Raw genomic sequence first — 21,294 nt, forward strand, 5'->3', positions numbered from 1 at the left:
ATTGGGGGAATACATGGCGAAGTTGCAGCGGGTTCGCATGGGTATGGTCGGTGGTGGTGAAGGTGCTTTTATCGGCGCCGTACATCGTCACGCAGCAGGCCTGGACGGTCAGTACGATTTAGTTTGCGGGGCATTCAGCCGCGATACTGGGAATAATCAGCGTACCGGTGACAGTTTGGGTTTAAGCAGCGACCGCGTTTATGCGTCGTGGCAGGAAATGCTGGAAGCAGAAAATAAATTACCTGCTGACGAGCGTATGGAAGTGGTTGTGGTTGTCACACCAAACCATCTTCACGTGCCGGTCACCATAGCCGCGCTGGAAGCTGGCTATCATGTATTCTGCGAAAAGCCTGCCGGTCTGAATCTGGCAGAAACCAAAGAACTGGCGAAAGTCGTTAACAGTTCTGACCGTCTGTATGGTCTGGCGCACACCTACCTGGGCTATCCCATGGTGTGGCAGGCTAAAGCCATGGTTGAAGATGGCAAACTGGGTAACATCCGTAAAATTCTTGTTGAGTACCCGCAGGGCTGGTTAAGCGGCGAAGACGATCCTGATAACAAACAGGCTGCATGGCGCACAGATCCGGCATTGTCCGGCGGTGCAGGCTGTATGGGCGATATCGGTACCCATGCCTTTGGTCTGGCCGAATTTATCAGCGGCCACACGGTAACTGAACTGTGTGCAGACATGAATATCATTGTACCGAACCGCCGTTTAGACGATGACGGTGCAGCATTCTTCCGCACTGCCGAAGGCGCTAAGGGCGTGCTCATCGCCAGCCAGGTGTGTGCCGGTGAAGAGAACGCGCTGAAAATTAAAGTGTACGGTGATAAAGGCGGACTGGAATGGCATCAGATGGAGCCTAACTCCGTTATTTTCCGCACACTGGATGCACCTTACTGCGTATACCGTGCCGGCTCCGGCCAGCCGGGTTTGTACCCTGAAGCGTCCGATCGCTGCCGTACTCCGTCAGGTCACCCTGAAGGCTATCTCGAAGCTTTTGCTAACCTCTACCGTTACTTTGCTATCGCCGTACGCGAAGGTCAGACAGGTAAAGCTGAAGGCGTGCCCGGTCTGAAGTCCGGTTTACGCGGAATGGCATTTATTGAAGCAATGGTTGCCTCCGGCGCCAGCGACGTGAAGTGGCATCCGATCCCGGATACCGAGTAACAGACCCGTTTACAGAATTTAGGAGATTACCATGGCAGCAATTAAAGGCCCTGCGATTTTTTTAGCACAATTTGCAGGTGACAAAGCGCCGTTCGATACTCTGGAAGGGATGGCAAAGTGGGCAGCTTCACTGGGCTATAAGGGCATTCAGGTGCCTACTGACCCCAAATTATTTGATTTAGAAATTGCCGCAGAAAGTCAGGAATACTGCGACAAAGTAAAAGCCATGTGTGCTGAAGCCGGTGTTGAAATTACCGAGCTGTCTACACATTTGCAGGGACAGCTGGTGGCTGTTCACCCTGCTTACGATGAGTTATTCGATAACTTCGCGCCTGAGCATTTACACGGTAAGCCGAAAGAGCGTACTGAGTGGGCAATTAATCAGCTGATGCTGGCGGCAAAAGCCAGTAAGCGTCTTGGCCTGAATGCGCACGTGACTTTCTCCGGTGCATTGATGTGGCATCTTGTTTATCCGTGGCCGCAACGTCCTGCCGGTCTGGTTGACGAAGGCTTCAAAGAACTGGGTAACCGCTGGAGACCTATTTTGGATGCCTTCGAAGAAGCCGGTGTTGATTTGTGCTACGAAATCCACCCGGGTGAAGACTTACACGACGGTGCAACATTTGAGCGTTTCCTGCAGGAAGTTGACGATCACCCCCGCGCAAACATTCTGTTCGATCCCAGCCACTTCGTGCTGCAACAACTGGATTACCTGGACTTTATCGACCGTTACCACGACCGCATCAAAATGTTCCATGTGAAAGATGCTGAGTTCCTGCCGAATGGCAGAAGCGGCGTATACGGTGGTTACCAGGGTTGGGTAGACCGTCCCGGGCGCTTCCGTTCACTGGGCGACGGCCAGGTAGATTTCAAGAGCATTTTTACTAAGCTTACCCAGTACGGTTTTGAAGGCTGGGCAGTGCTTGAGTGGGAATGCTGTCTGAAAGATTCTGCACAGGGTGCTGCTGAAGGTGCACCGTTTATCGCATCTCACATTATTGAGCCAACCAAAGTTGCGTTCGATGATTTTGCCGGTGCTGGCAGCAGCACAGAAAGAAACCGCCGGATCCTGGGTCTGGACAAATAATAATAATGCCCGGGGCCAAAAGGCCCCGAAGTAGTAAGAGGATATAACAATGATAATGACCCGCCTGAGCATTATGATGTTTCTCCAGTTTTTTATCTGGGGTGGCTGGTTTGTGACCTTAGGTACCTTCATGGGGCAAACACTGGGCGCTTCCGGTAGTGAAATCGGTATGGCGTTTTCTACCCAGTCCTGGGGGGCGATTATTGCGCCTTTCATCGTTGGCTTAATCGCTGACCGTTTCTTCAATGCAGAACGTATTCTGGGTGTGCTTCACCTGATTGGCGCAGCACTGATGTACATGATGTACGTCTCGACTGACTTTGCATCGTTTTATCCCTATGTGCTGGGTTACATGATTGCTTACATGCCGACTCTGGCGCTGGTTAACTCGGTATCATTCGGCCAGATGACTGACCCGTCAAAACAATTCGGTAAAGTACGTGTTTGGGGAACCATAGGTTGGATTTTAGCCGGTCTGGTGATCAGCTATGTGTTCTCATGGGATTCTGCCAGCGGCATTTCTGAAGGCGCACTGCGTAACACCTTTGCACTTTCTGCCATTGGCTCATTAATTCTGGGTATCTTCAGCTTCACGTTACCTGCTACACCACCTAAAGCGAAAGGTACAGCATCGGCAAGTCTGGGTGAAATGCTGGGTCTGGATGCACTGACACTGCTTAAAAGCCGCAGCTTCCTGGTGTTCTTCCTGTCTTCGGTACTGATTTGTATTCCGCTGGCGTTCTACTATCAGAATGCGAACCCGTTCCTGGCCGGTATCGGCGTGGAAAACCCGACGGGTAAAATGGCACTGGGTCAGGTTTCAGAAGCATTGTTCATTCTGGCACTGCCGGTATTCCTGAACCGTTTCGGCATCAAGGCAACGTTATTGCTGGGTATGCTGGCGTGGGTACTGCGTTATGTGATGTTCGCTTACGGTGATGCTGACGGCGGTATGTTCTTATTATTAATCGGTATTGCACTGCACGGTATTTGTTACGATTTCTTCTTCGTATCCGGACAGATTTATACCGATGCTAAAGCCGGTGAAAAAATCAAAAGTGCTGCGCAGGGCCTTATCACATTAGCCACCTATGGTGTGGGTATGCTGATTGGTTTCTGGGTTGCAGGTAAGATCACCGACACTTACACATCAGAAGCCGGAGCGGACTGGAGCAGCATCTGGTTGTTCCCTGCAGGGTTCGCGGCTGTCGTACTGGTACTTTTCTTCATCCTGTTCAAAGACGAGAAGGTTTCCACCGATGCGTAATTCGCGTAGAGCGGTGCTTAAAGGGCTGGCGCTGTCAGGGGTTGGGCTGACAGCGACCAGTGCTTTATCTCTTCATGCGCATGCTGGCACAAGCCAGCATGCCGCCCTCAAAGGAAATATCAAACACGCAGTGGCGCGTTGGACATTTCCGGATCTTTCTTTAGAGGAGCTTTGCCTTGCCATTAAAGATATGGGCTTTTCAGCGATCGACTTAGTGGGTCCTGATGAGTGGCATATTCTTAAGAAACATGGTGTGCATTGCTCTATGTGTAATGGTGCTGAACTGAATCTTGAAGACGGCTGGTGTGACGACCGTTTTCATGAAGCTCTCATCGAACGTTACATTCCGCATATAGAGAAAGTGGCGGCAGCCGGTTACACCAACCTCATTTGTTTTAGTGGTAACAAACGGGGTATGGACAACGAGACCGGACTGAAAAATGCCGTTAAAGGGCTATCACAAATTCTGCCTCATGCTGAAAAGCACGGGGTAGTGCTGCAAATGGAACTGTTTAACAGCAAGGTCAATCATCCTGATTACATGGCCGACAATTCAGCCTGGGGTATCGAGCTGTGTCGCCGGCTGGGATCAGCGCATTTTAAATTGCTGTACGACATCTACCATATGCAGATAAGCGAGGGTGACATCATTCGCACCATACGTGACAACCATCAGTATTTCGGGCATTACCACACAGCGGGTGTGCCGGGGCGTCACGAGATTGATGACTCTCAGGAACTGTATTATCCGGCCATTGCGAAAGCGATTAAGGATTTACCGTTTGACGGGTATCTGGCCCAGGAATTTATTCCAACTCCAGACAGTAAGGCAGGCAAACTGAAGTCGCTTAACCAGGCGATCCGCATTTGTGATGTCTGATCAGTAGAAACGCTTTTGCCGGACGTGTTTAAGGGGACAAAACATGGCAAGTAATAACTATGATGCGATCGTTGTCGGATCGGGGATCAGTGGCGGCTGGGCTGCCAAAGAACTGACCGAGAAAGGCCTTAAAGTACTCATGCTGGAACGTGGCCGAAATATTGAGCACGTTAAAGATTATATTAATGCGCATAAAGAAAGCTGGGACTATCCTCACCGGGGCCTGGCTACGCAGGACATGAAAGAAGTTTATCCTGCACTTTCCCGCGATTACCCGCTGAATGAAATGACGCTTGGTATGTGGGCTAATGAGCAGGAAGCGCCATACATCGAAAAAGAACGCTTTGACTGGTACCGCGCCTATCAAATGGGTGGACGTTCACTGTTATGGGGACGTCAAAGCTACCGTCTGAATCCGGAAGATTTCATGGCTAACGGCAAAGAAGGTATCGCCGTTGACTGGCCAATTCGTTATGAAGACCTGTCGCCATGGTATGACTACGTTGAAAAATATGCTGGTATCAGTGGTACCCGTGAAGGCTTGAGCGTACTGCCTGACGGTCACTTTATGCCTCCTATTCCGCTGAATGCGGTTGAGAAAGATGTTGCTGCCCGCGTTAAGAAAGCGTTTGGTGGTTCACGTCATTTCATCCACTCACGTTCTGCAAACATAACCCAGGGGATTAATGATATCCGTGTGGGTTGTCAGTTCCGTAACAAGTGCTGGTTAGGCTGTCCGTTTGGCGGCTATTTCTCAACGCAGTCTTCCACGCTGCCGGCAGCAATGGCAACCGGTAACCTGACAGTGCGTCCTTTCTCCATCGTAAAAGAAATCAAATACGATAAAGATAAGAAGCGTGCAACCGGTGTTGAAATCATTGATGCTGAAACTAATGAGACTTACGAGTTCAACAGTAAAATTGTATTCGTAAACGCCTCTGCCTTTAACTCTGCATGGCTGCTGATGAACTCAGCAACTGATGTGTGGGAAGGCGGTCTGGGCAGCAGCTCTGGCGAGCTGGGTCATAACGTCATGGACCACCACTTCCGCGTAGGCGCAAGCGCCAGTGTTGAAGGGTACGAAGACAGCTATTATTTCGGCCGTCGTCCGGCTGGTTTCTATGTGCCCCGTTTCCGTAACTGGGATGGCGACAAGCGTGATTACGTACGTGGCTTCGGTTATCAGGGTTCTGCAAGCCGTGGGGGCTGGCGTAAAGACATCGCCGAGCTTGGTCTGGGGTCTAACCTGAAAGATGCGATGTCTGAGCCGGGTGACTGGTCTATCGGTATGACAGCGTTCGGTGAAATGCTGCCGCATCACGATAACCGTATCTATCTTGATAGCAAGAAGAAAGATAAATGGGGTCTGCCGGTACTTGCCATGGACGTTAAGATCCGTGAAAACGAATACAAAATGCGTAAAGATATGAAGCAGGACGCCATTGACATGTTTGAGGCTGCTGGCCTTAAGAATGTTCAGGGTTATGATGCTGATTACGCACCGGGTATGGGTATTCACGAAATGGGTACGGCACGTATGGGCCGCGATCCGAAGAGTTCAGTACTTAACAAGCACAATCAGGTTTGGGATGCACCAAACGTGTTCGTGACCGATGGTGCGGCAATGACTTCAGCATCGTGTGTTAACCCGTCTCTGACCTACATGGCAATGACTGCCCGTGCAGCAGACTTTGCAGTAGACGAACTGAAAAAAGGAAACCTGTAGCCATGAACCGTCGTGATTTATTGAAATTCATCACTGCTGCCACGGGTGTTGCATTTGTAGGTGGCAAAGCGCTGGCTTATGAAAATCTGCCAGTGGTGCCACTGTCCGACACCGGTTTCAGCAAGGAAGACGTAGCCTTCTTCAACGAACTGGGCGAAGTCATCCTTCCCCGTACCGATACACCGGGGGCAAAAGACGCCGACGTAGGTAGCTGTATGGCCGTTCTGGTAGCAGACTGCTATCACCCGACTATGCAGAAAACCTTCAAAGAAGGCCTGGTAACGTTGAAGAAGCGTGCTGAAAAAGAGTATGGCAAAGACTTCCTGTTACTTTCTGCTGAGCAGAAGATGGAATTGCTGTCTGCGCTCGACGAAGAAGCTAAAGCCTATAATGCTAAGAAGGGTATTTGGGGTGATGTAGCCATGAGCAATCCTAATGCGGGAGCGCCATGGGATGAAGAGCTGGTTGCTCCTCACTACTTCTCGCTGATCAAGCAACTGGTGCTGTTCTCGTTCTTCACGTCAGAAGTTGGCTCAACGAAAGTACTGCGTTACGTTGCCATTCCGACAAAATATGAAGATATCCCTTATAAGAAAGGTGACAGAGCCTGGGCTACCTGAGGTAGCCTTTTCACCAACACCATCATTTCAATATTAAGGGCACATAATGAAAAAGATGACAAAAACAACATTGCTATCCGGCCTGGCACTGTCACTGGCGTCAACATCGTCAATGGCGAAAGAACTGAGTCCGGAAGAGCAGGCTGCAAAATCTGAAGTGTGGGAACCTGTTCCTGCTATGGTTGAAACCGCGGCGGGCAAAGCACCTTCTGATGCGGTGGTACTGTTTGACGGTACTGACCTATCCGCTTTTGAATCACTGAAAGGTGGTGAAGCGAAGTGGACGGTAGAAGACGGCACGCTAACTGTAAAACCGGGTACCGGTGATATTGTCAGCAAGCAGTCTTTCTGCAGCGTACAACTGCATGCTGAGTGGAAAACGCCTGAGGATGTTGAGGGGCTGGAAAGCCAGCAGCGCAACAACTCAGGTATTTTCCTGCAGCAGCGTTATGAAGTTCAGGTTCTGGACTCTTATAACAATAAAACTTACCCCAACGGTCAGGCGGGCAGTATCTACAAGCAGGCTATCCCGTTGGTTAACCCGGTGAATCCGCCGGGTGAGTGGCAGAGTTACGACATCATCTTTAATGCGCCTGAGTTTGATGGTGATGAACTGGTGAAACCTGGTTACCTGACCGTTTTAATTAACGGGGTGCTGGTACAAAACCACACTGAAATCTTAGGTAAAACCGAGTGGATTGGCGGACCTTCTTATGAAGCGCATGGTTGTGCACCTATCCAGTTACAGGACCACAGTAACCCTGTGAGCTTCCGTAATATCTGGGTACGTGAAATCGGCCAGAATACTCTGACGGACTTCCGTTAAGCTTTATAGTGTTAACCTTTCAAAGCCGCGAATTATCGCGGCTTTTTTGCTTGTCTGGTGAGCAATTGATCTATATAATGCGCGCCCTTACAGCCATCAAACCTATCTAGTTCCTTGTCTCTATACAGTTTGGCTGTACTGTCGAGGCTACAACCGTAAGGAGCGTGTAATGCGTCATTACGAAATCGTATTTATGGTTCACCCTGATCAGAGTGAACAAGTACCTGGTATGATCGAACGTTATACCACTATCCTGAAGCAAGAAGGTGGTCAAATCCATCGTCTGGAAGACTGGGGCCGTCGTCAACTGGCTTACCCAATCGAAAAGCTTCACAAAGCACACTACGTTTTGATCAACGCTGAAGCAACTGCAGAAGCTGTTGACGAGCTGGAAAATGCATTCCGCTTTAACGATGTGATCCTGCGTAACCTGGTTATGCGCACGAAGAACGCTGTGACTGAACCTTCTCCAATGATGAAGGAAGAACGTCGTGAGCGTCGTGACGATTCTGCTCCACGCGGTGAGCGCGCGGAAAAGAAAACTGAAACCACTGAAGACAACGCGTAAGGAGATCTATCATGGCTCGTTTTTTCAGACGTCGTAAGTTCTGCCGTTTTTCTGCAGAAGGTGTTGAGCAAATCGATTATAAAGATATTGCTACACTGAAAAACTACATCACTGAGAGCGGTAAAATCGTTCCTAGCCGTATCACTGGTACCAGTGCAAAGTATCAGCGTCAGCTGTCTACTGCTATTAAACGTGCGCGTTTCTTAGCACTGCTGCCGTACACAGATTCACACAACAAGTAATTGGCGAAGGAGTAACTTAGATGGAAATCATCTTATTAGACAAAATCGCTAACCTTGGTGGTCTGGGCGATACAGTTAACGTTAAAGCTGGTTTTGCGCGTAACTTCCTGTTCCCACAAGGTAAAGCAGTTCCTGCAACTAAAGCTAACGTTGAAAAGTTTGAAGCTCGCCGCGCAGAGCTGGAAGCGAAAATCGCTGACCAGTTGTCTGCTGCTGAAGCTCGTGCTGCTAAAGTTGCTGAACTGGGTGAAGTGACTATCGCAGCTCCTGCTGGTGACGAAGGCAAACTGTTCGGTTCAATCGGTACACGTGACATCGCTGAAGCAATCACTGCTGCCGGCGTTGAAGTATCTAAAGCAGAAGTTAAACTGCCTACCGGTACACTGCGTGAAACTGGCGAATACGACATCGACCTGCAGTTACACTCTGAAGTAATGACATCTGTTAAGGTTGTTATTGTTGCAGAAGCTTAATTGCCAGTTGATTAAGTAATACTGAAAACCGCTGCACTTGCAGCGGTTTTTTTATGCCCGTTAAGATGTTTCCCGTATCAACTTACAGCATTAGCTGCATTTGTATATCGCACCGCGCGTAGGGTGAAGGTGTGGGTTTATCCACTTCTTTGAACCCCAGTTTGCGGTAAAGGCTGATGGCCGGTGCCAGTTTCCTGTTACTTTCCAGGTATAGCTTCTTCGCTCCGGCATCCCGGGCCTTTTGTATGGCAGCTTCCCCGAGGAGTGCTCCCAAACCTTTGCCCTGTTCGCTGTCTGCCACAGCCATTTTAGCCAGTTCATAGCAGTCATCATCCATGGCTATCAGTGCCACCGTTCCGCAAATATCACCGGCAGGATTTTGCACCAGCAAAACATGGCCCCCTTTTTTCAGAATGTAATTTTCGGGGTCTCCCAGCGAGGCATGATCAGAGCTTTCCATGGTGAAATAGCGTTCTATCCAGTGCTTATTGAGCTGGTAAAACGCATCACGATGCTCAGGGGAATAGTCAATTACGCGGAATCCCCGTGTTGCCTTTTGTTTTATCAGGCCCAGCAAAGACGTTTGTGACAGCAGGGTTTCTACGGCACCCAGCTGTTCAAGAAAGTCCGGCGCCACGTCGTTCAGTGCTGAATTAAGGGCACTGCCGATGTCGGCTATCTGCTTTTCAAGCACCGGCTGCATCGTCAGTGCTTTATCTGACAGTGAAAGCAATTGCACCCGCTTATCCTGCTCAGAAGGGCGGGTAACAAGTAATCCTGCGCTTTTCATTTGAGCGGTGGTTTTACTGACAAACGGGTGAGACTGGCCGGTAATTTCTGCAATGGTACTCACACTTAATGGCGACTCCTGCATCAGACTATACATAACAGGAAACCAGCTTGGTTCCATAGGAACGTTATACGCTTTATAGACTTCACTGGCCTGTGCAACCAACTTTTCAGACAATCTCCTGAACCGGCTGCCCAGTGCAGCTGCACCTGCCAGTTGTAAAACATCTCCCATTTCCCAAACTCCGCAATATACGTAACTAGTTACGTATATTAGATCTCAACGGGTAATGTGACAAGGGGAAATGATTTAGTTTGTAAGAGAGTCCTCTATAGGAGACTTTTATAAAGGCGCGTGTAAGCATCCGCCATGGCGGCGATACTGAAATGCTGCTGCACATGACGAAACGCATTCTCACCCAGAGCGCGGGCTTCTGCCGGGTCATCCAGCAGATGAAGAATTTCCCGCGCCAGTGCGGCCGGGTCTCCCGGCTCAACCAGTAAGCCGGTTTTTTCGTTGTGAATGATTTCCGGAATGCCGCCAACAGGGCAGCTTATCATAGGGACTTTACAGGCCCCGGCCTGAAGCAGGATTATGCCAAGGCCCTCTGCATAAGCAGGATGAACCATCACATCAATATTTGGCAAAATACGCGGCACATCTGATGTGAACCCGCACAGCCTGATATTTTTACCGGCTCCGGAGTCATCTGCCAGTTGCTGATACGCAGCCTGTTGTTTACCTTTACCGAACAGTAAGCAGGTCACATCCTGCCTGCGGGCCATTACTGCCTGCATGGCCATGATGAGATCTTTCTGACCTTTCCTCGGAATAAGCTGGGCGAAGTTTGCGATGACCTTATGGTTAGCCGGGATGTCATACTTTTCCCGAAACCACTCAGCGTCCTTGCTGTAGCGGAAGTCATTGAGATCGACTGCCGAGTGGATCACAGGCTGCGGGATCTGTTTGCAATGCCGTGACACCACATCATGTACACCCCGTGAAATACTGACGACAGCTTTGTAGTGCCGGTACTTCACTGCAGCCAGTGCAGACTCTTTATTATCCACCCTGCGGGTACATACAGCCGGAATACCGCACAGTGAACTCACCAGACCGCCCCACACATCAGCACCCCGGCGGCTGTGAATGTGCAGAATATCCGGTTCAAGCCTTTTAACAAGCCGGTAAAGGCGGAAAGGAAACCTGAGATCCGTATCGCCGGAGTAAGGTACCGGATGCTTGATACAGCCGGGCGCCGGGATGTGAGAAATCGCACTGTCTGATGCGCACACCAGGTAGCTGGTAATGATGTCTTCAGGCAACGCATTGATAAGATATTCAACCTGTTTGGCACCGCCATACAACTGTCTGCCAAGTTCCACATGCATCACCTTTATCGTCATAGCCACTTCTCCAGCCACGCGGTGACTTTTTGTGGCGTGATAGCCCGCATGCAGTCGTGGGCTCCGTTACAAACCGGCTTACGCTTACAGGGGGCGCAGGGTAAGTTTTCGTACAATACTGTGGCATCCGGATTATCTGTTTTCGTATACGGACAGGTGGAACCGAACAGGGCCAGAACAGGTCGCTGATGACAAATCGCCAGGTGAGTCAAACCCGTATCCACACCAACTACAGCACGTGCATTTGCCAGTATGGCACCGCTGGCTGCAAGAGACAGTTTTCCTGCGAAAGAGAATATATGTTCTTTGCCTGAAGCCAGTTCTGATGCTGTATCCGCATCGCCAGGCCCCCCGGCAATAATCACCGGAAGACTGTCATGAATATTTAACCACGCTATGACATCTTTCCAGTGCTGCAATGGCCAGTGTTTCTGAGGACGGGTGGTAAAGGGACACAGAACGATGTAGTCGTCACTGATACCGCTGGCAGCAAGGGCATCCTTCGCCTGGCGCACAGCCGGCCCAGAGGCAGGCAGTGTCATGGTGAAGTCATTTGCACCAAGATAGCGCCCCAGTGCTTTGTACTCCGAACTGATGTCATCAGAGTCCGGTTTTTTCAGTGATTCTGTCAGTAGCCAGTGACTGTACTCTTTGCTTTTAAACCCTATGCGGTGGCCTGCGCCGGATAACCAGCAAAGAAATGCGCTTTTAAGCAGTCCCTGTGCATCTATAGCGATATCGAAGTGATGTGATAACAGCTCTGCCTTAAATGCTCTCACAGCGCGACAGAGGCTCAGCCAGCGCCTTTTTTTGACCAGTGCTGACCATTCTTTCTTCGGCCATCGAATAACCTCGTCAACATCAGGATGAGCCTCAATGAAACTGGCATAGGGCGCTTCGGTAAGCCACACAAGGCGTGAAGCATTTAGTGAGGATTTTATGTTGGATGGCAAACCGGAGGCCATTACAATGTCACCGATGGCGCTTAGTTTAACCAGAAGTACAGCAGGCTTGTGACTCTTGTCCGGCATAACAAACACAATAATTGAAAACTGATTTTTAGTTAAACAAAGCTTCACGACAGTTTAATGACGAAAGGACGCAGAGTACGTATGACTGCCCGCAAAAACCAATACCGGCCCGGCCTCAGTGAGACATTGTTTCGCTGGTTTTATTCATTATTGCTGGCGCTTATCGTTCCGTTCGCTTTTCTGAATCTCATCATTCGCGGGCAGAGAAGAAATAAAGAATATAACCACCGCCGTTTTGAGCGATTTGGCTTTGTTCGTCCGCCAGCCGCGCCGGGGGGGTATCTTTTTCACTGTGTCTCAGTAGGTGAGGTGGTCGCGGCGTCTGTGCTGATAAAGCAGTTAATGAAAGAAGAACCGGAAACACCGGTGACGATAACCACCACCACGCCCACCGGTTCGGCGCGGGTCAGATCCATATTCAAAGATACTGTTCACCACTTCTATTTACCCTACGATTTACACATGGCTATGGCGGGTATGCTGCGGCGGGTGAAGCCCAAAATGGTACTGATCACTGAGGTGGAGCTGTGGCCTAACCTGATCCACAGCTGCTGGCGTCGTGACATTCCGGTTGTAGTGATTAACGCCCGCATGACAGATCGCTCCGCCAGACGATATAAGAAACTGAAAATACTGTTTGAGCCCATGCTTCACAAGCTTTCCCATGTATGCGCCCAGGGTTTGAGAGACTTTAAAAATTATCAGTTTCTCGGTATCAAACAAGAAAAGTTAACACTTACTAACAATATAAAGTTCGACCAGGCAATGTCTGCACCGGATGCCGGTGATTCATTTTACGGTCTTGACAAAAAGGCCCGCCGGGTACTGGTTGGTGGTAGTACTCATGAAGGTGAGGAAAGTGCCTTACTTGATGCTTATCAGAGCCTGAAGCCCGGCTTTCCGGATTTATTACTCATTCTTGTGCCCAGGCATCCGGAGCGGTTTGCCCGCGTAGCGGATCTGCTGGAACAAACAGGGTTGCACTACCTGCGTACAGCTTCGCCGGGCGCACAGGTGAGCAGTGAGACTGACGTCATGCTGGTAGATGAAATGGGCAAGCTTAATACCGTCTATACATTCGGCACCATTGCCTTTGTCGGTGGCAGTCTTGCGGATAAAGGTGGTCACAACGCCCTGGAGCCGGCTGCACAGAAGTTACCGGTGATCATGGGGCCCAACGTTTATAACAATCCGCTTATTTGCCAGTACCTGCAAGAATGTGGTGCGCTCAGCATAGTGGAAGATGCGACGCAACTCGCCGCCTGTTGTAAAACGTTGTTTGATTCTCCCGATGCTGCCCGTGTGGCGGGCGAGGCCGGATTTGCTGTGATCAGTGCAAACCGGGGCGCGACCGGGAAGACACTGGAAGTCATTCGTTCATCCCTTTGAGCCTTTTTGGTGCATGTGAGTTGAATTGGTGCGTTCTGTTGGTGCGTCAACAGTAGGTAATGGTTGGTAAATGCCCTGTAAAAAGCATAAATAACTGATAATTATGGCTTTTTAAAATTTGGTCTGTCTATTGCTTTCTTAAGCGCCGACGGTGTAGCTCAAGTAAAAAATAAACAACAACGCATCCAATAATAATAATAGAGGGGAGCGCTTGAATACACGTTATTTCCAGGGAGAGGCACCCTGCCCCAAGGGTAGGGTGCCGTTCTGGCCTCACACCGGCTCACTCTCCGGTATAATCAAGCTGATTAATTTCCATCCTGCTTTTGGTGCAATATCTTTACCATTCAAAAATGCATGAGAACGTCCGTTCTCGTCCAGTGCAATAAGCGGAATGGCTCTGTCGCCGTATCTTGCTGAATAATCTTCGAAAGTAAATTCTTCGCTCAGGCGTGTGGTTTTCACGGATGCATCATGAGAGACAGCAGAGGCCAGGTATCCGTATGTGACTCCCTCAGCAAACAGTGTCAGTTTCTGCGCATACTGGGTGCTGACCTGATGCGATGGCCGTGCACTTTGTTCATTGTTGGTTAAGCCCCACACTTTATCTTTGCCCATGGTGTACTCAAAATGATAAGCAATCATGGGGTTAAGTTGTTTGTAGGGAGACATGATCAGTACAGTACCGAATAAACCTAAATCCAGGCTTCGCGCTGCGTGATCCGACATGGGGTTACCGAAATAGGCCGGAATATCCATCATTCTGGTTTCTTTAATGGCATCCCAGTTGGTATCGGCAATACAAACCGGCAAATCATGTGCTTTCAGTTCTTTTGCCAGCATCCGGCTGAACTTACTGCCGCCGAAAATTAAAAAGCCGTTTGGCGCAGGGGAGCGAACTTTCAGAAGTTTGGCCACAGATTTAGATGACAGACTCTGCACAACGACGGTGGTAATAATGACCACAAAGACGATGGGAACGATAACCCCTGCACCCTCATAGCCAATTTCCTCCAACTTCAGAGAAAACAGTGCAGATACGGCTGCTGCTACAATACCTCTGGGCGCTATCCAGCTGATCAGTGCCAGTTCACGCCAGTTTAGTCCTGTGCCCACAGAGGAAGCCAGTACGGAAAGGGGTCTGGCGATAAACATAATGGCCACCAGAACCACAATGACGCCGGAACCGACCTCGAACACAGAGTCGAGATTTAACCGTGACGCAAGAATAATAAACAGGCCGGAAATCAGAAGAACACTTAAGGTTTCTTTAAACTCCAGGATGTCTTCCACGTCCACATTTTTCATATTTGCCAGTACCATACCGGCAATAGTCACCGCCAGCAGGCCTGACTCATGGGCTACATGATTAGAGATAGCAAAAACACCCAGTATCAGGGTGAGAACGGCGGTGTTTTGCAGATAGTGGGGGATCAGTTCTTTACGTAGCGACAGACCAAGCAGGTAGCCGGCGGCCAGACCCAGGGCGGTGCCCATACCTACCGTCTTACCAAACGCCACCAGAGTATGTACCAGTGCCGTGTCCTGAGAGGCCACAATGTACTCGTAAACCAGCACCGCCAAAAGCGCACCGATAGGGTCAATGACAATGCCTTCCCAGCGCAGAATGTTAGCGATGTTACTTTTCGGTCTTACAGTTCTGATCATCGGCACAATGACCGTCGGGCCTGTTACGGTTACGATGGCACCAAACAGGGCTGCAAGCTGCCAGGATAAATCCAGGCTCAGGTGGGCAGCGATGGTTGCCACCACCCAGGTGACCAGCACGCCAACGCTGCACAGGTTTCTCACCATATTGCCGTGACCCGCAATATCACTGAATTTTAGTGTCAGTGAACCTTCAAACAGGATGATGGCCACCGACAGGGATACAACTGGAAACAGAAGATCCCCGAACAGTGCGTCTGCGTCGAGCACGCCAAATACCGGACCAACGATAATACCGGTTATCAGCAAAGGTAAAATGGCTGGCAGGCGTATTTTATAAGCCAGAAACTGACAGAATATAGACAGCAGGCCGACACTGACCAGGCTTAATAACGGGTCTGACACGTGGTGTTCCTTCTTAAAGTTGAAGCTATGCCGCTGATGCCCGGCATATTTATTATTTTCCGGCTTTTATACTGACCTCAGGTCAAAGCGGATTTATCGTTAGCCATTGCAAAAAATAATCGTCACAATGGTATAGTAGTCTGAACTTGTGCATATCACATTGTTTTATTTAGATTAACCTTATTTACAGCAGAAAGAGAATATCAGTGAACCGTATTGTTTTCATTTTAAGCCCGTTATTGTTACTGGCAGGTTGCAGTGTGTCAGCAGATCCACAACATGGTGTTGAGGTGCTGTCCACCTATACGCTGGATAACGCGCTGAAGGAAACATCGGGTCTGTTTTGCGACAGCAACAGTATTTACACCATCAATGACTCTGGCAATGAGCCGGAATTGTTTACCCTTGGACAGGACGGATCGCTGACCGCAAGGGTGACGCTGGATGCAAAAAACCGTGACTGGGAAGCCATTACCGGTGACGATGACTATTTCTATATTGGTGACATCGGAAATAATGCCGGTAAGCATAAATCACTCACCGTCTATAAGATTAACCGTGCAGACCCCGTGCAGGAAGCAGTAAAGCGCCGTTTTACCTACGCAGGTAATACGCCGCAGGAAAATGCTCCCTATGCTCACGATTATGATGGTGAAGCCATGACAATGCGGGATGGAAAACTGATCCTGTTTTCAAAAAGCTGGGCTACGGAGCAGTCACACGTATACGTTTTACAGGATATAAAAGCTAAGCAAGTACTTACTCCATTCACGTCAGTAGACGGGCTTCCCGGCGTTGTCACTGGCGCAGACTGGAACAGTGATACACAGGAATTTGTTCTGGTCGGTTACCGAAGCAATGCCCTGGGCATGTTTAAACCTTTCATCGCCACTGTCAGTGGTGACTATCAGCTGAAAACTGTCGACTTTCTCTCACAATTCGCCCAGGTCGAAGGTGTTTGCTACGGTCCTGACGGTAACGTGTGGATTTCTCAGGAAAGCACGCCTTATACCTCTGCAAAACTCGCAAAGCTAAAATTTCATTAATGACTATAAAATCAACACACTGATATTTTTTGGGTATAGTTAGACTAATTGAGGATGGTTTTATATACCCAAAAAGCTGCCCGTTTGCTTATACTTTAATCACTCGCTGAGGTAAGCCCTTTGCAGAATGATAATAAAGCGGAGCAGAACCATGTTGAAACAGGTAACCACATTAGCACTTTGTGCCCTGCTGACACCTCAGGTATGTCTGGCCAGTTCTTCTATTGGTGATCAGGCTGAAGCCTGGCTGGAAGAAAAACTTGATTACTCCGGTGATATCTCCGTTTCCCTGTCGAAAAATAAAATCAGATTCAATGGCTGCCGCCAGAAAGATTACAAACTGAGTCTGGCAACCAGAATCAGCGATACAGTTAATCTTGAAGCGGTAGCGTCTTACGGTCGTGCTGTAATGGACTTTGGTGTGTTCAGTGAACGGGTGACATCGAGAGCGTATGAACTGATTACCTGGTGGGAGCAGCCAGCTTACCGGGTTGGGGTAGCGTCCGGCGTGCGTCCTGCTCATGATATTGATTTACCGGTAAGCGGCTCTTTTGCCCTGCCTGACAGCAACACCGTATCAGTGTATCTGGAAACGGAAGGTGCCGAAGAAAACCACACCATGTCGTTTGCTGTTCGCAGAGAAACCTGGCACGGCGATACATCAGATATCACTTTGTCTCAGGACAAGAGTTACGATAATCAGGTGCAGTTGGGTTACCGCGTAAGCTTTTAATTCAGTGTTGAGAGGCTGATAAAAAAAGGGGCGATTATCATCATCCCCCTTTTTCGTTGTTAAGCGGTTTACTCAGGTACCGGAAAACCACGTGCCCGCATCAGGGCATCTGTCTGCGCATCGCGACCACGGAAAAGACGGTAAGCTTCGGCCGGATCCATTGCATTGCGGACAGCAAAGAGATATTTCACCAGCTTTGCCGATAATTCTTTATCGTAGAAGCCGCCCGGCGCTTCTGCGAATGCTTCCGCTGCATCCGCAGAGAGAACGTCCGCCCACATGTAACCATAGTATGCTGCTGCATAACCTTCACCGGAGAATACATGCCCGAACTGGGTGCTGCGGTGACGCATCACAATCTCTTCAGGCATATCCAGCGCCTTCAGTTGATCCCGTTCAAAGGCATCAGGCTCAATCTTCTCAGGATCGGTGGTGTGATACAGCAAATCCATGATTGCCGAAGCCATGTATTCGGTTGTACCGAAACCGGAATTGAAGGTGGATGCATTCTTAATTTTTTCTACCAGTTCAGCGGGAATCGGCTCGCCGGTTTTGTAATGGACCAGGTAGTTATTGATGACTTCATCAGTGGTGAGCCAGCGCTCAAGCAGTTGTGACTGGAACTCGGTATAGTCACGGACACCGGAGTGGGAAGTGGGGTATTCCACATCTGAAGACAGGAAATGCAGAGCATGACCAAATTCGTGGAAATAGGTATTGGCGTCATCCCAGGATATTAGCGTGGGTTCGCCCTCAGGGCCTTTAACGAAGTTAGAGTTGTTAGAAGCCAGCACAGTGGTTTCACCGTCAAAGGTGGTGTAACTGCGGTATGTGGTCGCCCATGCTCCTGAGCGTTTGCCCTGGCGTGCGAATGGGTCGAGATACCAGAGACCAATCAGCTTACCGCTATCCTTGTCTTTTACTTCCCATACCTTCACATCAGGGTGGAAAACCGGTACCGAACCTTCAGGAACCGGTGTGAAGTCAAAGTTAAACAGACGGCCGGCGACATAGAACATCGCTTCACGGAGTTTATCCAGTTGCAGATATTGTTTTACTTCGTTTGAGTCCAGGTCGTATTTAGCTTTACGTACTTTTTCGGCATAAAAACGGTAATCCCAGGGCTTGATAGTTATGTCTGCGCCTTCTTCATCAGCGATAGCCTGCATGTCAGCCACTTCTTCGTCTACCCTCGCAATGGCTGCCGGCCAGACTTTCATCATCAGATCCATGGCATTCTCAGGTGTTTTTGCCATACGATCTTCTAAACGCCACTGGGCGTAGTTGTCATACCCCAACAATTCGACCCGCTCATCACGTAACGTCAGGATTTGTTTGATGATGTCATTATTATCAAATTCATCGCCGTTATCACCACGGTTGTAGTAGGTGTTCCACACCTGTTCACGAAGCGCCCGGTCTGTGCTGTAGGTGAGGAAAGGATCCATAGATGAACGGGTGTTAGTAATTGCATACTTACCTTCCTGCCCGCGCTCTTTTGCAGCAGCGGCTGCACCTTTTACAAATGAATCCGGCAGGCCGCCCAGCTGCTCCGCGGTGATGTAAGTCACGTAGTTTTCTTCGTCGGCCAGCACATTCGTTGAGAACTGGTTGTACAGCGTAGCCAGCTCTTTGTTGATTTCGGCATAGCGTGCTTTTGCGTCACCATCCAGGGTTGCGCCGTTACGGGCGAAGCTGTTGTAGGTGATCCATGTAATACGTTGTTCTTCGGGCGTCAGCGATTTCAGTTCTTCACTTTCGTAAACCGCTTTAATGCGCTTAAACAACGCTTCATTTTGGGTAATTTTTGTTGAGAATGCGGAAAGTTCCGGAGACATTTCTGCCCGCACATCCCGAAATTCAGGGCTGGATTTGTTCGAGCTGAAAATACCGTAGTAACGGAATACACGGTCCAGTGCACTGCCGGCACGTTCCATGGCGACAATCGTATTGTCGAACGTAGGCGGTTCAGGGTTATTTGCAATGGCGTCTATTTCTTCCAGGTTGAGTGCCATTCCTTTTCTCAGGGCTGGCTTAACATCTTCAACCTTCATTTTGTCGAACTGGGGAACGCCGCCGTAAGGCCCGGGGAAGGGTTGCAGTAACACATTGTCAAATTCCGGAGACTGTTGCTGCGTTTGTGCACTTGCATCCGGTGAGGTCGTTGCAGCCTGGTTGGCTGCCTGGTCAGAACATGCGCCGAGGGTAAGCGCAACAGCCATCGCTGTCAGCGAGGCGGTAAATTTTTTCATTATAGAGTTCCATCGTCGTTATTATCAGCGGTTCAGTGTATAAGAATGCGGCGCTGAGGGCCATATAACGACGACGGGTTCCGGGACAGGTACGGTGGACTGTGGTCTTTACGCGAAGACCACAGTTTTGTTGCGGTGAATAATGACCCGGTCTTCCAGGTGAGAACGCACACCGTGGGCCAGCGCTGTCACTTCGCAATCTTTTCCTTTGCGGACCATGTCTGCGGCTGAATCGCTGTGACTGATACGCTTTACGCTCTGCTCAATGATAGGACCTTCATCGAGATCCTTCGTCACGTAGTGACACGTGGCTCCAATCAGCTTAACACCGCGATCATAGGCCTGCTGATAAGGTCTTGCACCGGCAAAAGACGGCAGGAAGCTGTGATGAATATTAATCGCTTTACCTTGTAACTTCGTGCACAACGTATCCGGCAGAATTTGCATGAATCGGGCAAGTACTGTGAGGTCAATTTTGTATTCGCTGATCAGCGTTTCTATCTGCGAGAACGCCTGTTCTTTACCCAGAGCTTTAAAATCCACCCAATGGAACGGTACTTTGTACCAGTCAGCAAACTGTTTCATCTGCGGGTGATTACCGATGATCACCGGAATGTCGCAGTGTAGTTCGCCGGTGTGCCAGCGGTGCAGCAAATCTACCAGGCAGTGGGATTCAAGGCTGGCCAGCAGAGCAACACGCTGTTTTACGCGGGAGTCGGTCAGTTTCCAGTTCATCCGGAATTCATCTGCAACCGGTGTAAACGCTTTTACAAACCCGTCATAGTCCAGTTTGATTGAGTCAGCCCCGATTTCATGGCGCATAAAAAAGCGGCCGGTTTGCAGGTCGGTATGGTGATTAGCCTCGACGATAGTGGCTCCGTGACCGGCAAGAAACTGGGAAACTTTGGCGACAAGGCCAATCTGGTCCGGACAATCGATTACAAGACGAAAAGTTTGTTGCATGAGATGTAAAGGCTCTGACAAATAGGTTGTTGAATTCAGTGTGTTGTTTTACCCATGCAATTGGCATCTGTAAAGCCTCAATTGATATATCTCATACCAGACCCCGCCGCAATCGCTCGCGAACGGAGATATCAGGCTCCAGAGACCAGGAGTGCCGCACGGGGTAGCGGACACCTGATGGCGTAGAGACAGACTCAAAAAAGTGAAAGTCACGGAATTGCAGTTTGATATCCGGAGGCAACAGAGGGGGAGGCTGGTCGCTGCCGGCCTTCCTGACAACTGTGACATGAGGTTTGTATTCACGGTTTTCCAGCGGTATTCCCGCTTCACGGGCGGCTTTACGTACACACTTAGCTAACTGCATCAATGGCGGGCATGGCTCATCAGGGCCCGCATATAAAATTTTAGGTCCGTCCCACACGCCGGTGGTGTTGAGGGTCACAGAAAAAGGTTCAGCAGCGATGTCGTCCAGTGCGTGTAACAGTGCTTCATGCTGTCTCTGGTTGATGTCGCCAAGAAATGCCAGCGTGAGGTGATAGTTCTCCGGTGGCACCGCAGCCGGCGGGGCTTTCTGACCGGGAGCGACAATGGCACCGGTTTTCCTGAGCACTACAGCCGGAAGTGCCCGTTCCCGCCAGCCGGAAAGCGCGAGCTTCTCCTGCAAAGAAAGATCAAGACCGATAAATGAACGCATCGCAGTAACCCGTGTTTTTCTGTGAAGAGCGTACAGTAAACCAGGCTTACAGGGGAT

20 protein-coding genes are annotated in these 21,294 nt (G+C 49.7%); 13 read left to right on the forward strand and 7 right to left on the reverse strand.

What is annotated here, in order from left to right:
* The first annotated feature begins 13 nt into the window (after positions 1 to 13).
* The 10 genes from AC4PME_RS04330 (at position 14) to rplI (ending at position 8,860) form a co-directional block, all read left to right on the forward strand.
* Complete coding sequence (locus AC4PME_RS04330; protein ID WP_474848285.1) at positions 14 to 1,171, forward strand: Gfo/Idh/MocA family protein; 1,158 nt, start codon at positions 14 to 16, stop codon at positions 1,169 to 1,171.
* A 31-nt stretch (positions 1,172 to 1,202) separates the two neighbouring features.
* The gene (locus AC4PME_RS04335) at positions 1,203 to 2,258 is read left to right on the forward strand and encodes a sugar phosphate isomerase/epimerase family protein (RefSeq protein ID WP_491045227.1); all 1,056 of its coding nucleotides are present in this window, start codon (positions 1,203 to 1,205) and stop codon (positions 2,256 to 2,258) included.
* A 49-nt stretch (positions 2,259 to 2,307) separates the two neighbouring features.
* On the forward strand, positions 2,308 to 3,525 hold the full coding sequence (locus AC4PME_RS04340) for a nucleoside permease (RefSeq protein ID WP_181013638.1): 1,218 nt from the start codon (positions 2,308 to 2,310) through the stop codon (positions 3,523 to 3,525).
* On the forward strand, positions 3,518 to 4,405 hold the full coding sequence (locus AC4PME_RS04345; RefSeq protein ID WP_119502818.1) for a hydroxypyruvate isomerase family protein: 888 nt from the start codon (positions 3,518 to 3,520) through the stop codon (positions 4,403 to 4,405). The genes AC4PME_RS04340 and AC4PME_RS04345 overlap by 8 nt, the downstream gene beginning before the upstream one ends.
* A gap of 43 nt (positions 4,406 to 4,448) precedes the next feature.
* Positions 4,449 to 6,131: a GMC oxidoreductase gene (locus AC4PME_RS04350; protein ID WP_491045228.1), complete on the forward strand. Its 1,683-nt coding sequence runs from the start codon at positions 4,449 to 4,451 to the stop codon at positions 6,129 to 6,131.
* Positions 6,132 to 6,133: 2 nt separating this feature from the next.
* Entirely contained in the window at positions 6,134 to 6,751 is a 618-nt protein-coding gene (locus AC4PME_RS04355; protein WP_119502816.1) for a gluconate 2-dehydrogenase subunit 3 family protein, read from the forward strand.
* Between the two features lie 55 nt (positions 6,752 to 6,806).
* A complete protein-coding gene (locus AC4PME_RS04360) occupies positions 6,807 to 7,577 on the forward strand; it encodes a 3-keto-disaccharide hydrolase (protein WP_491045303.1) in 771 nt (256 codons plus the stop codon).
* A gap of 169 nt (positions 7,578 to 7,746) precedes the next feature.
* Positions 7,747 to 8,145, forward strand: a complete 399-nt coding sequence (rpsF, locus tag AC4PME_RS04365; protein ID WP_119502814.1) for a 30S ribosomal protein S6 — start codon at positions 7,747 to 7,749, stop codon at positions 8,143 to 8,145.
* Positions 8,146 to 8,156: 11 nt separating this feature from the next.
* Positions 8,157 to 8,387 (forward strand): 30S ribosomal protein S18, encoded by a 231-nt coding sequence (gene rpsR / locus AC4PME_RS04370; protein ID WP_070126454.1) that lies wholly within the window; start codon positions 8,157 to 8,159, stop codon positions 8,385 to 8,387.
* Positions 8,388 to 8,407: 20 nt separating this feature from the next.
* A complete protein-coding gene (rplI, locus tag AC4PME_RS04375; RefSeq protein WP_119502813.1) occupies positions 8,408 to 8,860 on the forward strand; it encodes a 50S ribosomal protein L9 in 453 nt (150 codons plus the stop codon).
* 82 nt (positions 8,861 to 8,942) lie between these two features.
* On the opposite strand, the gene AC4PME_RS04380 is transcribed toward rplI, so the two are convergent.
* The 3 genes from AC4PME_RS04380 to AC4PME_RS04390 form a co-directional block, all read right to left on the reverse strand.
* Positions 8,943 to 9,884, reverse strand: a complete 942-nt coding sequence (locus AC4PME_RS04380) for a bifunctional helix-turn-helix transcriptional regulator/GNAT family N-acetyltransferase (RefSeq protein WP_491045229.1) — start codon at positions 9,882 to 9,884, stop codon at positions 8,943 to 8,945.
* A gap of 95 nt (positions 9,885 to 9,979) precedes the next feature.
* Positions 9,980 to 11,056 (reverse strand): glycosyltransferase family 4 protein, encoded by a 1,077-nt coding sequence (locus AC4PME_RS04385; protein WP_491045230.1) that lies wholly within the window; start codon positions 11,054 to 11,056, stop codon positions 9,980 to 9,982.
* Positions 11,053 to 12,087 carry a glycosyltransferase family 9 protein gene (locus AC4PME_RS04390; protein WP_491045231.1) on the reverse strand — a complete coding sequence of 345 codons (1,035 nt, stop codon included), beginning with the start codon at positions 12,085 to 12,087 and terminating at the stop codon, positions 11,053 to 11,055. The genes AC4PME_RS04385 and AC4PME_RS04390 overlap by 4 nt, the downstream gene beginning before the upstream one ends.
* Positions 12,088 to 12,168: 81 nt before the next feature.
* Between AC4PME_RS04390 and waaA the strand changes: the two genes are divergently transcribed.
* On the forward strand, positions 12,169 to 13,476 hold the full coding sequence (gene waaA / locus AC4PME_RS04395; protein WP_491045232.1) for a lipid IV(A) 3-deoxy-D-manno-octulosonic acid transferase: 1,308 nt from the start codon (positions 12,169 to 12,171) through the stop codon (positions 13,474 to 13,476).
* A gap of 273 nt (positions 13,477 to 13,749) precedes the next feature.
* On the opposite strand, the gene AC4PME_RS04400 is transcribed toward waaA, so the two are convergent.
* Positions 13,750 to 15,549 (reverse strand): cation:proton antiporter, encoded by a 1,800-nt coding sequence (locus AC4PME_RS04400; RefSeq protein ID WP_119502809.1) that lies wholly within the window; start codon positions 15,547 to 15,549, stop codon positions 13,750 to 13,752.
* A gap of 206 nt (positions 15,550 to 15,755) precedes the next feature.
* On the opposite strand from AC4PME_RS04400, the gene AC4PME_RS04405 reads away from it, so the two are divergent.
* Both AC4PME_RS04405 and AC4PME_RS04410 read left to right on the forward strand, forming a co-directional pair.
* Positions 15,756 to 16,595: an NHL repeat-containing protein gene (locus AC4PME_RS04405; protein ID WP_119502808.1), complete on the forward strand. Its 840-nt coding sequence runs from the start codon at positions 15,756 to 15,758 to the stop codon at positions 16,593 to 16,595.
* Between the two features lie 151 nt (positions 16,596 to 16,746).
* Entirely contained in the window at positions 16,747 to 17,328 is a 582-nt protein-coding gene (locus AC4PME_RS04410; protein WP_491045233.1) for a hypothetical protein, read from the forward strand.
* A gap of 68 nt (positions 17,329 to 17,396) precedes the next feature.
* Here AC4PME_RS04410 and AC4PME_RS04415 read toward each other — a convergent pair whose 3' ends face one another.
* From AC4PME_RS04415 to thpR, 3 genes are all read right to left on the reverse strand, one after another.
* Complete coding sequence (locus tag AC4PME_RS04415; RefSeq protein WP_491045234.1) at positions 17,397 to 19,580, reverse strand: M3 family metallopeptidase; 2,184 nt, start codon at positions 19,578 to 19,580, stop codon at positions 17,397 to 17,399.
* A 108-nt stretch (positions 19,581 to 19,688) separates the two neighbouring features.
* Complete coding sequence (gene purU, locus AC4PME_RS04420; RefSeq protein WP_491045235.1) at positions 19,689 to 20,543, reverse strand: formyltetrahydrofolate deformylase; 855 nt, start codon at positions 20,541 to 20,543, stop codon at positions 19,689 to 19,691.
* 91 nt (positions 20,544 to 20,634) lie between these two features.
* The gene (gene thpR, locus AC4PME_RS04425; protein WP_491045236.1) at positions 20,635 to 21,237 is read right to left on the reverse strand and encodes an RNA 2',3'-cyclic phosphodiesterase; all 603 of its coding nucleotides are present in this window, start codon (positions 21,235 to 21,237) and stop codon (positions 20,635 to 20,637) included.
* Positions 21,238 to 21,294 lie beyond the last annotated feature (57 nt).

Source organism: Alteromonas sp., assembly GCF_984505615.1.

What these genes read in the sequence shown, in the direction of transcription:
- AC4PME_RS04330 (WP_474848285.1), top strand. Translation starts at nt 14, where the DNA reads ATGGCGAAGTTGCAGCGGGTTCGCATGGGTATGGTCGGTGGTGGTGAA.
- AC4PME_RS04335 (WP_491045227.1), top strand. Translation starts at nt 1,203, where the DNA reads ATGGCAGCAATTAAAGGCCCTGCGATTTTTTTAGCACAATTTGCAGGT.
- AC4PME_RS04340 (WP_181013638.1), top strand. Translation starts at nt 2,308, where the DNA reads ATGATAATGACCCGCCTGAGCATTATGATGTTTCTCCAGTTTTTTATC.
- AC4PME_RS04345 (WP_119502818.1), top strand. Translation starts at nt 3,518, where the DNA reads ATGCGTAATTCGCGTAGAGCGGTGCTTAAAGGGCTGGCGCTGTCAGGG.
- AC4PME_RS04350 (WP_491045228.1), top strand. Translation starts at nt 4,449, where the DNA reads ATGGCAAGTAATAACTATGATGCGATCGTTGTCGGATCGGGGATCAGT.
- AC4PME_RS04355 (WP_119502816.1), top strand. Translation starts at nt 6,134, where the DNA reads ATGAACCGTCGTGATTTATTGAAATTCATCACTGCTGCCACGGGTGTT.
- AC4PME_RS04360 (WP_491045303.1), top strand. Translation starts at nt 6,807, where the DNA reads ATGACAAAAACAACATTGCTATCCGGCCTGGCACTGTCACTGGCGTCA.
- rpsF (WP_119502814.1), top strand. Translation starts at nt 7,747, where the DNA reads ATGCGTCATTACGAAATCGTATTTATGGTTCACCCTGATCAGAGTGAA.
- rpsR (WP_070126454.1), top strand. Translation starts at nt 8,157, where the DNA reads ATGGCTCGTTTTTTCAGACGTCGTAAGTTCTGCCGTTTTTCTGCAGAA.
- rplI (WP_119502813.1), top strand. Translation starts at nt 8,408, where the DNA reads ATGGAAATCATCTTATTAGACAAAATCGCTAACCTTGGTGGTCTGGGC.
- AC4PME_RS04380 (WP_491045229.1), bottom strand. Translation starts at nt 9,884, where the DNA reads ATGGGAGATGTTTTACAACTGGCAGGTGCAGCTGCACTGGGCAGCCGG.
- AC4PME_RS04385 (WP_491045230.1), bottom strand. Translation starts at nt 11,056, where the DNA reads ATGACGATAAAGGTGATGCATGTGGAACTTGGCAGACAGTTGTATGGC.
- AC4PME_RS04390 (WP_491045231.1), bottom strand. Translation starts at nt 12,087, where the DNA reads ATGCCGGACAAGAGTCACAAGCCTGCTGTACTTCTGGTTAAACTAAGC.
- waaA (WP_491045232.1), top strand. Translation starts at nt 12,169, where the DNA reads ATGACTGCCCGCAAAAACCAATACCGGCCCGGCCTCAGTGAGACATTG.
- AC4PME_RS04410 (WP_491045233.1), top strand. Translation starts at nt 16,747, where the DNA reads ATGTTGAAACAGGTAACCACATTAGCACTTTGTGCCCTGCTGACACCT.
- AC4PME_RS04415 (WP_491045234.1), bottom strand. Translation starts at nt 19,580, where the DNA reads ATGAAAAAATTTACCGCCTCGCTGACAGCGATGGCTGTTGCGCTTACC.
- purU (WP_491045235.1), bottom strand. Translation starts at nt 20,543, where the DNA reads ATGCAACAAACTTTTCGTCTTGTAATCGATTGTCCGGACCAGATTGGC.
- thpR (WP_491045236.1), bottom strand. Translation starts at nt 21,237, where the DNA reads ATGCGTTCATTTATCGGTCTTGATCTTTCTTTGCAGGAGAAGCTCGCG.